Annotated in this window: 14 protein-coding genes; 3 read left to right on the plus strand and 11 right to left on the minus strand. The window is 73.8% G+C overall.

Annotated elements, in window-relative coordinates; all coding sequences use genetic code 11:
- Positions 1 to 151 precede the first annotated feature (151 nt).
- A complete protein-coding gene (locus tag HYQ63_RS19990) occupies positions 152 to 793 on the plus strand; it encodes an SCO3374 family protein (protein WP_179935191.1) in 642 nt (213 codons plus the stop codon).
- Between the two features lie 5 nt (positions 794 to 798).
- On the opposite strand, the gene HYQ63_RS19995 is transcribed toward HYQ63_RS19990, so the two are convergent.
- The 10 genes from HYQ63_RS19995 to HYQ63_RS20040 all read right to left on the minus strand — a co-directional run bounded on the left by HYQ63_RS19995 (position 799) and on the right by HYQ63_RS20040 (position 9,707).
- Positions 799 to 1,134, minus strand: a complete 336-nt coding sequence (locus HYQ63_RS19995) for an Lsr2 family protein (RefSeq protein WP_123107278.1) — start codon at positions 1,132 to 1,134, stop codon at positions 799 to 801.
- Positions 1,135 to 1,354: 220 nt separating this feature from the next.
- The gene (locus HYQ63_RS20000; RefSeq protein ID WP_123107277.1) at positions 1,355 to 1,876 is read right to left on the minus strand and encodes an amino-acid N-acetyltransferase; all 522 of its coding nucleotides are present in this window, start codon (positions 1,874 to 1,876) and stop codon (positions 1,355 to 1,357) included.
- Positions 1,877 to 1,898: 22 nt separating this feature from the next.
- Positions 1,899 to 2,294, minus strand: coding sequence for a BlaI/MecI/CopY family transcriptional regulator (locus tag HYQ63_RS20005; protein WP_009716896.1), 396 nt, complete (start codon positions 2,292 to 2,294; stop codon positions 1,899 to 1,901).
- 111 nt (positions 2,295 to 2,405) lie between these two features.
- Positions 2,406 to 2,600, minus strand: coding sequence for a hypothetical protein (locus HYQ63_RS20010; RefSeq protein ID WP_009716895.1), 195 nt, complete (start codon positions 2,598 to 2,600; stop codon positions 2,406 to 2,408).
- Between the two features lie 34 nt (positions 2,601 to 2,634).
- A complete protein-coding gene (locus tag HYQ63_RS20015; protein ID WP_257231969.1) occupies positions 2,635 to 3,486 on the minus strand; it encodes a hypothetical protein in 852 nt (283 codons plus the stop codon).
- A gap of 464 nt (positions 3,487 to 3,950) precedes the next feature.
- Positions 3,951 to 4,748 carry a type III pantothenate kinase gene (locus HYQ63_RS20020; RefSeq protein ID WP_179935192.1) on the minus strand — a complete coding sequence of 266 codons (798 nt, stop codon included), beginning with the start codon at positions 4,746 to 4,748 and terminating at the stop codon, positions 3,951 to 3,953.
- 111 nt (positions 4,749 to 4,859) lie between these two features.
- A complete protein-coding gene (nadC, locus tag HYQ63_RS20025; RefSeq protein ID WP_179935193.1) occupies positions 4,860 to 5,912 on the minus strand; it encodes a carboxylating nicotinate-nucleotide diphosphorylase in 1,053 nt (350 codons plus the stop codon).
- Positions 5,909 to 7,729, minus strand: a complete 1,821-nt coding sequence (locus HYQ63_RS20030) for an L-aspartate oxidase (RefSeq protein WP_179940317.1) — start codon at positions 7,727 to 7,729, stop codon at positions 5,909 to 5,911. The genes nadC and HYQ63_RS20030 overlap by 4 nt, the downstream gene beginning before the upstream one ends.
- Positions 7,730 to 7,797: 68 nt before the next feature.
- Positions 7,798 to 8,775 (minus strand): pantoate--beta-alanine ligase, encoded by a 978-nt coding sequence (panC, locus tag HYQ63_RS20035; protein ID WP_179935194.1) that lies wholly within the window; start codon positions 8,773 to 8,775, stop codon positions 7,798 to 7,800.
- Positions 8,772 to 9,707, minus strand: a complete 936-nt coding sequence (locus HYQ63_RS20040) for a Rossmann-like and DUF2520 domain-containing protein (RefSeq protein WP_179935195.1) — start codon at positions 9,705 to 9,707, stop codon at positions 8,772 to 8,774. Before HYQ63_RS20040 ends, panC begins: the two co-directional genes overlap by 4 nt.
- A gap of 173 nt (positions 9,708 to 9,880) precedes the next feature.
- Between HYQ63_RS20040 and HYQ63_RS20045 the strand changes: the two genes are divergently transcribed.
- Entirely contained in the window at positions 9,881 to 11,197 is a 1,317-nt protein-coding gene (locus HYQ63_RS20045; protein ID WP_179935196.1) for a low specificity L-threonine aldolase, read from the plus strand.
- 133 nt (positions 11,198 to 11,330) lie between these two features.
- Here the strand turns inward: HYQ63_RS20045 and HYQ63_RS20050 are convergent, their stop codons facing one another.
- Positions 11,331 to 11,693 (minus strand): hypothetical protein, encoded by a 363-nt coding sequence (locus HYQ63_RS20050; protein WP_179935197.1) that lies wholly within the window; start codon positions 11,691 to 11,693, stop codon positions 11,331 to 11,333.
- Between the two features lie 99 nt (positions 11,694 to 11,792).
- On the opposite strand from HYQ63_RS20050, the gene HYQ63_RS20055 reads away from it, so the two are divergent.
- On the plus strand, positions 11,793 to 12,884 hold the full coding sequence (locus HYQ63_RS20055; protein WP_179935198.1) for a DUF5937 family protein: 1,092 nt from the start codon (positions 11,793 to 11,795) through the stop codon (positions 12,882 to 12,884).
- The last annotated feature ends 105 nt before the right edge of the window (positions 12,885 to 12,989 follow it).

Genomic DNA, 12,989 nt, shown 5'->3' on the forward strand with positions numbered 1-12,989 from the left:
GGACACTCCATGCCGGGCGGGCCGGTTCCCTCCGCTACGGGCGAACAACCTTGCGCCAGTTCACCGCCCCTGCACGCCCCCATCCGATCACGCCGTGCGGTTGCCCGCCTACGAGACGTAACCTTCGGGGAGGGAGACAGTTTCTCTGGGCATGATCCCCACCGTCACGGCGCCGTCCGGCCGCTCACAGGACCGCCCGGCCCCCGGACCGTGCTCACCGGCACAGGGCGCACCGGGGTGCGCGCGGTGGTACGAACGGGGGCTGAACTGGCCGACGACCGGCAGCGGTCCCGTCGAGCTGCTCACGGGGGTGGCATTCGACGTACTGGAGCTGCCGGTCGTCGCCGGTTTCGCGCTGCTGCGGCGCGTACCGCGGACCGGTCCGGTCGCGGTGGAGGGCCCCTGGATGCGGCTGCTGGTGGCCGCGGGCAGCGCCGACGAGCTGCCGGGGCTGCTCGACTGGCTGGAGTGGGGCGGGGTTCCGCTGGACCTGACCGCACTCGGCGCCGGCGGCCGGATCACCGCTCCGTGCCCCTCCGCCGCATGGCCTCCGCCCGGGGAACCCGGGGCCGGGACGCCCGCTGAACGGTGCCCGCAGGAGGCCGCCGTATGGCTGCGGCCTCCCGAGCCGGGGGGCGGGGTGGAGCCGACGCTGCCGGTGACAGGCTTCGGGGGCGATGGGGGCGCCCCCGACCTCGTGCGGCTCGTGGGTGCGGCGGCCACGGAGTGCCACCGAGCCCGGTTGCTGCGCGCCCGGCCACTGCCCAGGCAGCGGCGAGCCGGGGAAGGGTGACGTGCTCAGCCGTTGGCCTTCTCGTACGCCTCACGAACGGTCGCCGGAACACGGCCGCGGTCATTGACCTCGTAGCCGTTCTCCTTGGCCCAGGCGCGAATCTTCGCGGTGTCCTGGCTGCCGCCCGACGCCGCGCGCGCCTTTCCACGGCCACCGGAAGCCCGGCCGCCGGTGCGACGGCCGCCCTTGGTGAACGGCTCCAGGGCATCCCGGAGCTTGTCCGCGTTGGCGGTGTTGAGGTCGATCTCGTAGCTCTTGCCGTCCAGCGCGAACGTCACGGTCTCGTCCGCCTCGCCGCCGTCGAGGTCGTCGACAAGAAGGACCTGAACCTTCTGTGCCATGGGGTTCCTTTCAGGGAAAACGGGGGGCTCGGGGCGCGGCGTTAGCCGCTGATGTCTCACCCCCCAGGTAATTACACTACGGGAGAATAGGAAACCGCTTTTCCCGGAAAAACACAAACCCTCCGGGAAGGTTCGACCGATCGACCATGCGGGAAGGCTGATGGAACCCACTGTTCCGGAGCTATGTGATAGGGGCGCGATTCGGACATAGGGACCGCGATCACAGTTGCAGAAGCATCCGGCTGTTGCCAAGGGTGTTCGGCTTCACCCGTTCGAGACCGAGGAACTCGGCGACGCCCTCGTCATAGGAACGCAGCAGCTCGCTGTAGACATCCCCGTCGACCGGCGTCTCGCCGATCTCCACGAAGCCGTGCTTGGTGAAGAAGTCGACTTCGAAGGTGAGGCAGAAAATGCGCCGGACGCCGAGCCAGCGCGCCGTCTGCAACAGCTTGTCGAGCACCAGGTGGCCTACACCACTCCCCTTGTGAGCGGGATCCACCGCGAGAGTACGAACCTCCGCGAGGTCTTCCCACATGACGTGGAGTGCGCCGCAGCCAATGAGCTCAGCGTCCTCGTCCCGCTCCGCGACCCAGAACTCCTGGATGTCCTCGTAAAGGGTCACCGTGGCTTTGTCGAGCAGGATGCGATCGCTCACGTAGGAGTCGATGAGCCGGCGCACGGCTCGTACATCGCTGGTCCGGGCTCGGCGGACGGTGACTACTTTTGATAGTGCAGAGGACATGGCCGGACGCTATCGCCCCGGCTCATCGCCCCGACTCACCGGGGCTCTCTCCCGGCTCACCGAGTTGTGCGACGCGCATGGCATCCCGCAGTGCATCTCGCTGCTCTTCGGACATCATCCCGAAGAACGCGACGAGGGCGGCCGCCGGGTTGTCACTGGTTGACCACGCTTCGTTCATCAGTGCGGCCGAGTAGGCGGCCCTGGTGGAGACCGCGGCATATCGATAGGCGCGGCCTTGGACCTCCCTGCGGAGCCAGCCCTTGTGATGGAGGTTGTCCATTACGGTCATGACCGTCGTGTAGGCGATCGAGCGTTCTCGCTGAAGGTCTTCCAGGACTTCTCGGACCGTGACCGGGCGGTTCCACTTCCACACCCGCGTCATGACCGCGTCTTCCAGCTCTCCCAATGGCCGAGGCACACGTGAATAATAGTGGGAGATGTACCGAATGTCGGGGGATGTGCGCGGCGAATGGCCGCACGCCCCGGGATGCGGAGGCATCCCGGGGCGTGGCGGTTGGTGCGGGGGGCGTCAGGACGCGTCGCGGCCCGGCGCGTTGCCGGCCGACGCCGTGCGGTCCGCCTCGGCGCGGGCGAGCGCCGCGTCCACGAGGTGGTCCTCCTTCGCCTTGTTGGCGCCACCCTGGCTCTTGATCATCGTCACGATCAGAAAGGTGAAGGCCACGGCCATCACCAGGGGCGGCACCAGCGCGGAGACGTAATCCATGGCAATCGGCCTCCTTTTGCTCGATGCCCCCAGATTACGCGGCGCCCGCGTCGGCCCCCGCGCCGGGCCCGACGCCTGGCCGCACGCCGGAGCCGACGCCGGGCCGCACGCCGGGGCCGAGCCGGGACTCGTGCTCCGGCGGCGGGGAGGGACGGCGGCGCTTGGGCGGGAAGACCTCGGCGGGCGTCGGCACCGGCCGCTGCGGGCGGCCGGTGCCACGCCCCGGCTCACGCCGCTTCGGCTCCTCCCGGTCGCCGCGGTCGGGAGCGGGGGTGGGCTTCTTGCGCGGCTCCCGCTTCGGCTCGTCGTCCTTCAGCACCGGCCCGGCCGGGCCCCCTTCCGGCCCGGCCGACCCCCTTCCGGTTCCGACGCCGCCCGGCAGGGCGCGCAGCCGGGCCTCCACGGGGCGGGGACGCGGCGGCTCGGCGGCCACGGCGCGCGTCGCGAGCCGGGCGCGTACGCAGCGCTCGGCGAGGCGCTCGCAGTGGCTCAGCAGCGCGCGGCGGCGCGCGGCCTCGCCGTCCGAGGCAGTGGCCCGGCACAGCGTGCGGAGCGCGGCCAGGTCCTCCGGGAGCGGCTCGTAACCGGCCGCCAGGGCGCCCTCGAGCTGCTCCAGATAGCCGACGGCGGCGCCGGGGAGAGCGGCGCGGTAGCGGGCCAGCTCGTCGAGCAGGAACGCTCGCAGCCGCCCGCCCTCGCGGACCGCCTCGTCCACGGCCTCGGCGAGCCGGAAACAGTCCTGGACCTCCTCCGCCCGGTCCGGGCCGAGAGGGCCGGGGGGAGTGACGGGTTCGGGTTGAAGGGCGATGGCGAGGGCGCGTCGGAGCACACGCAGCTCATCCGCACTGAACGCCATTCCGCCGCGGGATCCATAGGGCGTGGGCATGGGAGGACTTTAAGTGCTAAGCGGACAAATTTCGCTGAGCGGCGGGCGGTGCGGCGCGTTGCGGGGGCGGCCATTCGGCGGTGGGAGCCGGGGCGCGGCCGCCTCCGCGCCGGAGCGCCCGTCCGGCGCCCATCGGGCACCCATCCGGCGCCCATCCGGTGCCCGGACAGGGCGTCTCCGGGCGGGGGCGGGCAGCGGCCGGGCGGGTTCCGCTTGTCGATCCCGAATTCGGCGGGACGGCATTCCTCGACTGCGCCTCGGCACTCGGTGGAGTGCCCTCATCGGCGCCCTGCCGAATGAACAGCGCGATGAACAGCGCGCGGAATTCGTTTCGTAATGCCGCCAATACCGCTGAGTTCGCAGGTGAACGGTGATTTCGGCGCGATCGGGCGCCGATCGGCGCTGTTCAGTCCGATCAGCGCCGATCAGCCGGATCAGCGCTGTTCAGCTCCGTTCAGCTCCGTTCAGCCGCGCTGGACGTTGCGCTCGTAGACCAGCCGCAGGCCGATCAGGGTGAGCCAGGGCTCGTGCTCGTCGATCACCGAGGCCTCGCCCAGCACCATCGGGGCCAGCCCGCCGGTGGCGATCACCGTCACGTCTTCGGGGTCCTGGGCCAGCTCACGCGCCATGCGCCGGACGATCCCGTCGACCTGGCCCGCGAAGCCGTACAGGATGCCGGACTGCATGGCCTCCACGGTGTTCTTGCCGATCACGCTGCGCGGGCGGGCCAGCTCGATCTTGCGCAGCTGCGCACCGCGCACGCCCAGCGCCTCGACCGAGATCTCGATTCCGGGCGCGATCACGCCGCCCACGTACTCGCCGCGCGAGCTGACCGCGTCGAAGGTGGTCGCGGTGCCGAAGTCGACGACCACGCACGGGCCCTCGTACAGCTCGACTGCCGCCAGCGCGTTGATGATCCGGTCGGCGCCGACCTCCTTCGGGTTGTCCATCAGGATCGGCACGCCGGTCTTCACGCCCGGCTCGACCAGGACGGACGGCACGTCGCCGTAGTAGCGGCGGGTGACCTCGCGCAGCTCGTGCAGGACGGAGGGGACGGTGGAGCAGATCGAGATGCCCTCGATGCCGTCGCCCAGCTCCTCGCCGAGCAGCGGATGCATCCCCATCAGGCCCTGGAGCAGGACGGCCAGTTCGTCGGCGGTACGGCGGGCGTCGGTGGAGATCCGCCAGTGCTCGACGATCTCCTCGCCGTCGAAGAGGCCCAGGACGGTATGTGTGTTTCCCACGTCGATGGTCAGCAGCATGGGCTACACCGCTTCCGGTCGGGCTCACGGCAGGGGGCGAGTTCTGGGGTGGTGGGCGGGGCGACGGGCGGGCGCGTGTTTCCCACGTCGATGGTCAGCAGCATCGCCAGTTCACCCCGTCTCGCGCAGGTCCAGGCCGATGTCCAGGATCGGGGACGAGTGGGTGAGCGCGCCGACCGCCAGGTAGTCGACGCCCGTCTCGGCGTACGTACGGGCGTTGGCCAGCGTCAGACGGCCCGAGGACTCCAGCGCGGCCCGGCCCGCGACCAGGTCGACCGCCTCGCGGGTGCGCTCCGGGGTGAAGTTGTCCAGCAGGATCAGATCCGCGCCCGCCTCCAGGACCGGCGGGATCTGGTCCAGGGTGTCGACCTCCACCTCGATCGGCAGGTCCGGGAACTCGGCCCGTACGGCGCTGAACGCCTGCGCCACGCCGCCCGCCGCGACCACGTGGTTGTCCTTGACGAGCGCCGCGTCCGACAGCGACATGCGGTGGTTGACGCCGCCGCCGCAGCGCACCGCGTACTTCTCCAGCGCACGCAGCCCCGGCGTCGTCTTGCGGGTGTCGCGGACGCTCGCCTTCGTGCCCTCCAGGGCGTCGGCCCAGGCGCGGGTCGCGGTCGCGATGCCGGAGAGTCGGCACAGCAGGTTGAGCGCGCTGCGCTCGCCGGTGAGCAGGTCGCGGGTCCGGGTGCGGACGCTCAGCAGCTTCTGGCCGGGCTCGACCCGGTCGCCGTCCTCCACGTGCCGCTCGACCTCGAACTCGTCCGTGCAGACGACGGACAGGATCGCCTCGGCGATCCGCAGCCCGGCCACGGTGCCCGCCTCACGGGCGGTGAAGTCGCCGGTGGCGAAGGCGTCCTCGGGGACGGTGGCGACCGTCGTCACGTCCACGCCCTGGTCGAGGTCCTCCTCGATCGCCATGTGCGCGATGTCCTCGACCTGTACGGGGTCGAGCCCGGCCGCGGCCAGCAGCCGGGCCAGGTCGGGGTCGAGGCCGCACTCCATCGGGTCGAGCCCGTACGCGCCGTCGTCGGCGCCGCTGCCGCAGCCGCAGGCGCTGCCGCAGCCGCCGCCCTCGCCGCCGCCCGGGACGCCGATCTGGAGCAGCGGAAGGGCCGCGGGCTGGGGCGGGCTCTGCTGGCGGTCGTCGGAGGTGCTGCTCACGGGTGGGACTCCGTCTCGGGTCGGGTGGTGGGTGAGGGGAACGCCGCGGAGTCCGTCGTACGGACGTCGAGCGAGCCGTCGGGGCCGAGCGTGACCAGGAGATGCCGCTGCCACGCCGCGTCGTCCCGGTCGGGGCGGTCCTCCCGCCAGTGGCAGCCGCGGGTCTCCTCGCGCCGGAGCGCGGCGGCCACCAGGACCCGGGCGACGAGGAGGAGGTTCGTCGCCTCCCAGGTCTCGACGCCGGGCTCGGCCGTCTTGCCGTCGCGGTGCAGCGTCTCGACGGCGTCCTCCTGGACGCGGTCCAGCTGCCCGGCGGCCCGGGCGAGGCTTTCGGCGGAGCGGAGGACACCGGCGCCGGTGGTCATGATGCGCTGGACGGCGTACCGGGCCTCGGGGGCGAGCAGGGCCCCTCCCCCGCCCCGGGCCGACGCGCCGGTGGCCGCGCCCCGCGGTGCGGGCTCCGGCGCGGGACCCGGTGTGGGACCCGGTATCGGGCCCGGTATGGAGGGCCGTTCGGCGATGTCCGCCGCGATGCGCTCGGCGAAGACCAGGCCCTCCAGCAGCGAGTTGGACGCCAGTCGGTTCGCGCCGTGCACTCCCGTGCAGGCCGTCTCCCCGCACGCGTACAGCCCCGGCACCGTCGTACGCCCCCGCAGGTCCGTCCACACCCCGCCGCTGGCGTAGTGCGCGGCGGGGGCCACCGGGATCGGCTGGGTGACCGGGTCGATGCCGTGGGCCCGGCAGGCGGCCAGGATCGTCGGGAAGCGGTGCTCCCACATCCGGGCGCCGAAGTGGCGGGCGTCCAGGTACATGTGCTCGGCGCCCTGCTCCCGCATCCGCCGCATGATGCCCTTGGCGACGATGTCGCGGGGCGCCAGCTCGGCCAGCTCGTGCTGCCCCACCATGAAGCGCACCCCGTCCGCGTCCACGAGATGGGCGCCCTCGCCCCGCACCGCCTCGGAGACCAGCGGCTGCTGCCCCTCGGCCTCCGGGCCGAGCCACAGCACCGTGGGGTGGAACTGGACGAACTCCAGGTCGCTCACCTCCGCCCCGGCGCGCAGCGCGAGGGCGACGCCGTCGCCCGTGGAGACGGCGGGGTTGGTGGTCGCGGAGAAGACCTGGCCCATGCCGCCCGTCGCGAGGACGACCGCGCCCGCGTGCACCGCGCCCACCCCGTCGCGCGCGCCCTCGCCCATGACGTGCAGGGTGACGCCCGCGGCGCGGCCGGAGGCGTCCTTGAGGAGGTCGAGCACGAGCGCGTTCTCGACGGTGTCGATCCCGGCCGCGCGCACCGCGTCGACCAGGGCGCGGGAGATCTCCGCGCCGGTCGCGTCGCCGCCCGCGTGGGCGATGCGGCTGCGGTGGTGGCCGCCCTCGCGGGTCAGCAGGATCTCGCCGGTGTCGTCGTCGGCGTCGAAGCGGGCGCCGGTGGCGATGAGCCTGCGCACGGCGTCGGGGCCCTCGGTGACCAGCATCCGCACGGCCTGCTCGTCGCACAGCCCGGCGCCCGCGACGAGTGTGTCGTCGAGATGCTGCCCGGGGGTGTCGCCCTCGCCGAGGGCGGCGGCTATGCCGCCCTGGGCCCAGCGCGTGGAGCCGTCGTCGAGGCGGGCCTTGGTGACGACGGTGACCTTCGCCCCGGCGGCGGCGCAGCGCAGCGCCACGGTCAGGCCCGCGACGCCCGAGCCGACGACCACGACGTCGGCCTCGGTGGCCCAGCCGGGCGCGGGGGCGCGCAGGGCGGTGGCCAGGGCGGCGGTGGCCGGGGGCAGGGCGCCGGAGGGCCCGCTTGCCGACCCGTGCTGCGGCTCGTTCATCGGCTCATTCGTCGGCTCGTTCGTCGGCTCGTTCATCCGCTCGTTCGCCGGTTGGCTCATGCGCCCGCTCACCGGCCCGCTCCGAACCACAGCCGGATGTTGTCGATCAGCCGCGTGGAGCCGACCTTGGCGGCGACGGCCAGGACGGCTTCGCCGGTGTGGTCCTCGGGTGCCTCGGTGAAGCTCTCCGGGTCGATCACGTCCAGGTAGTCGAGGACGAGCGGGGGTTCGAGCCGGGCCGCTTCCGCCAGCACCGCGCGCGCCGCGGCCCGCACCGCGCCGGGCGAGCCGACCTGGACGAGGCCGCCCGTGTCCCCGCCGCCGGGGCTCCCGGCGGACCGCGCCGCCGCCAGTCCCGCGTCCCGCCCCGCGAACAGCGCCCGGGACAGGGCCAGCGCGGTGTCCCGCTCCTGCGCGGACAGGTAGCGGTTACGGCTGGAGAGGGCGAGCCCGTCGCCCTCCCGGACCGTGGGGACGCCGACGATCTCCATCGGGAAGTCCAGGTCGTGCACCATCCGGCGGACCAGCACGAGCTGCTGCGCGTCCTTCTCGCCGAAGAAGGCGAAGTCCGGGCGGGTGAGGTGGAGCAGCTTGGCGACCACGGTGAGCACCCCGTCGAAGTGGCCGGGTCGGGAGGCGCCCTCGTACCCCTCGCCCATGGCCCCGGCGGACAGCCGTATCCGCGGCTCGCCGCTCCCGTACACCTCCTCGGCGGAGGGGGCGAAGACGATGTCCGCCCCGGCGGCGGCCGCGACCTCCAGGTCGGCGTCGAGCGTGCGCGGATAGCGGTCCAGGTCCTCGCCCGCGCCGAACTGGAGCGGGTTGACGAAGACCGTGACGGTGACGAGGCCCTTGGCGCCGACCCGGGCGCGCGCGGCGCGGATCAGCGACGCATGCCCGTCGTGCAGCGCGCCCATGGTCATGACGACGGCCGTACGCCCCGGCACGGCGAAGTGCGCCAGCGCCGCGTCGAAGTCCGCGCGGCGCGCGAACAGCTCGACGTCCGGCTCACCGGGGCTCGGCCTGGTCCACAGCTTCGGGCTCACGATCCCGCTCCTCCCCGGCCCCGGGCATCCGAGACATCCGACAGAACGCCCAGCAGGTTCTCCGCCAGCTCCGGCTTGAGCATCCCGTGCGCGAGCGCCCGGTCCGCCGTGGCACGGGCCATCGCGAGATATCCGGCGACGGCCTGCGGAGCGTGCCGCCGCAGCTCCTGGACATGCGCGGCGACCGTGCCCGCGTCGCCGCGCGCGACCGGACCGGTGAGCGCGGCGTCGCCGCTGCGCAGCGAGTTGTCGAGCGCGGCGCCGAGCAGCGGGCCGAGCATCCGGTCGGGCGCCTCGACCCCGGACGCGCGCAGCAGCTCCATGGCCTGGGCGACCAGGGTGACCAGGTGGTTGGCGCCGATGGCGAGGGCCGCGTGATACAGCGGACGGGACTCCTCCGCGACCCACTCGGGCTCGCCGCCCATCTCGATGACCAGCGCCTCGGCCGCCAGCCGCAGCTCCTCGGGCGCGGTGACGCCGAAGGAGCAGCCCGCGAGCCGCTGGACGTCGACCGGGGTGCCGGTGAAGGTCATCACGGGATGCAGCGCGAGCGGCAGCGCACCGGCCCGCAGGGCGGGCTCCAGCACGGCGGTGCCGAAGCGGCCGGAGGTGTGCACCAGCAGCTGGCCGGGGCGCACCGCACCGGTCTCGGCGAGGCCCGCCACCAGCTCGGGCAGGGCGTCGTCGGGGACGGTGAGCAGCACCAGCTCGGCCCGCGCCAGCACCTCGGCGGGCGGGACGATCGGAACCTCGGGGAGCAGGGCGGCGGCCCGGCTCACGGAGGCGTCGGAGACGCCGGAGGCGGCGACGGGCCGGTGTCCGGCCAGCCGCAGCGAGGCGGCGAGCGCCGGGCCGACGCGACCGGCGCCGACGACGCCGACGGTCAGCCGGGCCGGGCGGTCCCGCGGCTCGGGAAGTGGATGTGCGTTCACGCGACTGCGGCCTTCCGTTCCAGTCCTCAGGGGGTACCGGACGATTCCCCGCCATGCTACGCGAGTGCTCCGCTCGGGCCGGGGCGCGTCCCTGCGCCTGTGGATAACGCCGCTGGACAACGCGGCCTGTGGATAACTCCGGGGGTGAGCTGCCCATGCGTCATCATCGGGTCATGGCGGACAAGGGGGATGTGGTGGACGCGGCGGACGGGGCAGATGAGGTGGGCGTGGTGGATGAGCTGGAGGGGGCAGAACAGGCCGACGGCACGGAAGACAGTGCGGACGACGGCACGGAAGACGGGGCGGAAGACGGGGCGGAAGACGGGGCGGAACAGGCCGCGCGGGCGCGCAGACGCGCGGCCTGGCGCGGCTCCGGGCGGGCCCTGGCGTGGGACCCGGCGGAGCAGCGGATCGGCGAGCGGCTGGCGGACCTGACCGCCGTCGCCCCGGACCTCGACGGCGCCCACGACGACTGGGTGGACGTGTACGGGGACGGGGTGGTCGAAAGGCTGGAGCGGCGGGTCGCCGACCTGCTCGGCATGGAGGCCGCGGCCTTCTTCCCCACCGGCACCATGGCCCAGCAGGTCGCGCTGCGCGCCTGGGCCGGGCGCACCGGCAACCCGGTGGTGGCCGTCCATCCGCTGGCCCATCTGGAGGTGCACGAGCGGGACGCGTATCTGACGGTGAGCGGGCTGCGCGCGGTGCGGCCCACCACCCAACCGCGGCTGCCCACCGCCGACGAGATCCGCGACCTGGACGAGCCCTTCGGCACGATCGCCCTCGAACTGCCGCTGCGCGACGCGGGCTTCGTGCTGCCGGAGTGGGACGACCTGGTCGCCGTCGTGGCGGCCGCCAGGGAGCGGGAGGCGGTGGTCCACTTCGACGGGGCCCGGCTGTGGGAGAGCACCACGCACTTCGGGCGCGGGCTCCCGGAGATCGCCGCCCTCGCGGACACGGTGTACGTGTCCTTCTACAAGTCGCTCGGCGGCATCGCGGGGGCCGCGCTGGCGGGCCCGGAGACGCTGATCGCGGAGGCGGCGGCATGGCGCCACCGGTACGGCGGCCAGCTGTTCCAACAGTGGCCCACGGCGCTCGCCGCCCTGGCCGGTCTGGACCGCGAACTGCCGCGGCTGCCGTCGTACGTGGCCCATGCGGCGGTCGTGGCGCGGGCGATGCGCGAGGCGTTCACGGCGGCCGGGGTGGCCTGGTCCCGGGTGCACCCGGAGGTCCCGCACACCCATCAGTTCCAGGTGTGGCTGCCGTATCCGGCGCGGGTGCTGGACGAGGCGGGGATACGGCTGGCCGAGGAGACCCGCACGACGCTGTTCCGGCGCTGGTCGGAGCCGGGGCCGCCCGGTCTGGCCGTGTCCGAGGTGACGGTGGCCGCACCCGCGCTGGACTGGACGGCGGAGGAGGTGACCGAGGCGGTCGCCGCGTTCCTCACGCGGGTGCGGGCGGTGCTGGCCGAGGACGGCGAAGGTGACGGCTGACCGCCGGGCACGCGGCGGGCGGGCCCGCACGTGCCGGAGCGGCGCGCCAACAGGGGGCAGGCATGCGCCGCGTGCTGCACGCTGCTCGGCGCAATCGGCCGCAGGCCGGGCGCGGCCCGGCGGTCCTGCGGGGTCAGCCGGTGGTCGGGCATGAGGACGGGTCCGTGACCGGGCGGCAGGACGCGTCCCCGCCCGGCCCGGCGACTGACCCGGCGGCCGGTTGCCGGGCCGCACCGGTCGGCCACTCCCCTGCGGCACGTACGGGCCGCGCGGGGCGTACGGCCTGGACCGCCCGTGCCCTCACCGCTCGCAGTGCCCGCCGCAGGGCGCTGCCGCGGCGCCGGGCCGGGCGTTCCTCGATCACGGCCTGGAAGTCGCGGTACTCGCGCAGCGCCCGGAGCGTGCGCCAGTCGTCCCGGCCGGGGGCGGGCGGGGCGGGCTCGCCACGCTGGGCGGCCCGGTACAGGTCGAGTGCGTACTGCTGAGTGACGGACATGGAAAGAGCGTCGGACCGCCCGCCGCCGCCCGTCACCTCGATTGACGATCGCCGTCAAACGAGGTCGGGGCGCGGCGCGGGCTGCCGCACCATGGGGGCATGGCCAATGTCGTGGACATCACCGGGCTGTCGCCCGAGCGCATCATCTTCAGCCCGTCACCGCTCGCGGAACTGGGCGCCGCACTGCACGTGCTGTCCGAGCCCGGTCACCACCCCGGGCAGCACGGCTGGGCCACCGCGACCGCCGCCTCCCTCAAGCCGGATCTCGCCGACCGGCTGTGCGAGGCGGACTTCCTGTGGGGCACGGCCCGCTCCGACCTGCTGCTGCCGTCCGCCCCCGGGGCGACGCTCGCGGAGGAGCTGGACGCGCTGGACCGCATCGACGACGAGGCGTTCGTGGCGGCCGCGTTCGAGATCAGCTGCTCCGCCTCGTACGACCGGCCGACGCCGTCGCCCCTGGTCGACCGGGACGAGCGGGACCGGGTCCGGGACATGGCCGCGGCCCGCGGACCGCGGCAACTGGCGTTCGTGGACCGCATGCTGGTGGACCCGGACGGGCTGCGGGTGTGGCTGCGGCGCCTGCTGGAGGACTGCCATCAGGCGTTCTTCGCGGACACCTGGCAGCGGGTACGGGTCCAACTGGCCGCCGACGCCCGCCACAAGGGCGAGCTGCTCCAGCGCAAGGGGCTCGAGGAGGCACTGACGGCGACGTCGGCCGCGCTGTCGCTGGAGCAGGGGGCGGACGGGCGGTCGCGCGTCCTGGTCGACAAGCTGGCGGCGGGGCGTACGACGGCGCACGGGAGCGGGCTGACCCTCATCCCGACGACCTTCGGCTGGCCGCATCTGCTGCTGGTTCACGCGCCGGGCTGGCACCCGGTGATCCAGTACCCCGTCGCCGGGCCCGAACTCACCCCGCCCGCCGCCCTGCAACTCGTCCAGCAGCGCCTGGAGGCTCTCGCCCACCCGATGCGGATGCGCATCTGCCGCACGCTGGCCCGGGGGCCGCACACCACGGGTGAGCTGGCCGAGGCGTACGCCATCACGCCGCCGGAGGTCTCCCGGCACATCGCCGTCCTGAAGAAGGCCGGACTTCTCCACACCCGGCGGCGCGGGCGGTACGTCCTGCACCAGCTGGAGTTGGCGACGGTGGCGCGCCTGGGGAGCGACTTCCTGGAGGGCGTCCTGCGGTAGGGCGCGGCGGCGCGCCGGGGATTTCCCCACCCCGCCCCTCCCCGAAACCGGGGGGGGAACCCCCGGCCCCCCCGACCGCGGGGCTCCGCCCCAGCACCCCGCGCA

This window comes from Streptomyces sp. Rer75 (assembly GCF_013414305.1).
In the GTDB taxonomy this organism is placed as follows: Bacteria; Actinomycetota; Actinomycetes; order Streptomycetales; family Streptomycetaceae; genus Streptomyces; species Streptomyces himastatinicus.

What these genes read in the sequence shown, in the direction of transcription:
- HYQ63_RS19990 (WP_179935191.1), top strand. Translation starts at nt 152, where the DNA reads ATGATCCCCACCGTCACGGCGCCGTCCGGCCGCTCACAGGACCGCCCG.
- HYQ63_RS19995 (WP_123107278.1), bottom strand. Translation starts at nt 1,134, where the DNA reads ATGGCACAGAAGGTTCAGGTCCTTCTTGTCGACGACCTCGACGGCGGC.
- HYQ63_RS20000 (WP_123107277.1), bottom strand. Translation starts at nt 1,876, where the DNA reads ATGTCCTCTGCACTATCAAAAGTAGTCACCGTCCGCCGAGCCCGGACC.
- HYQ63_RS20010 (WP_009716895.1), bottom strand. Translation starts at nt 2,600, where the DNA reads ATGGATTACGTCTCCGCGCTGGTGCCGCCCCTGGTGATGGCCGTGGCC.
- HYQ63_RS20015 (WP_257231969.1), bottom strand. Translation starts at nt 3,486, where the DNA reads ATGCCCACGCCCTATGGATCCCGCGGCGGAATGGCGTTCAGTGCGGAT.
- HYQ63_RS20020 (WP_179935192.1), bottom strand. Translation starts at nt 4,748, where the DNA reads ATGCTGCTGACCATCGACGTGGGAAACACACATACCGTCCTGGGCCTC.
- HYQ63_RS20030 (WP_179940317.1), bottom strand. Translation starts at nt 7,729, where the DNA reads ATGAACGAGCCGCAGCACGGGTCGGCAAGCGGGCCCTCCGGCGCCCTG.
- HYQ63_RS20045 (WP_179935196.1), top strand. Translation starts at nt 9,881, where the DNA reads ATGGCGGACAAGGGGGATGTGGTGGACGCGGCGGACGGGGCAGATGAG.
- HYQ63_RS20050 (WP_179935197.1), bottom strand. Translation starts at nt 11,693, where the DNA reads ATGTCCGTCACTCAGCAGTACGCACTCGACCTGTACCGGGCCGCCCAG.
- HYQ63_RS20055 (WP_179935198.1), top strand. Translation starts at nt 11,793, where the DNA reads ATGGCCAATGTCGTGGACATCACCGGGCTGTCGCCCGAGCGCATCATC.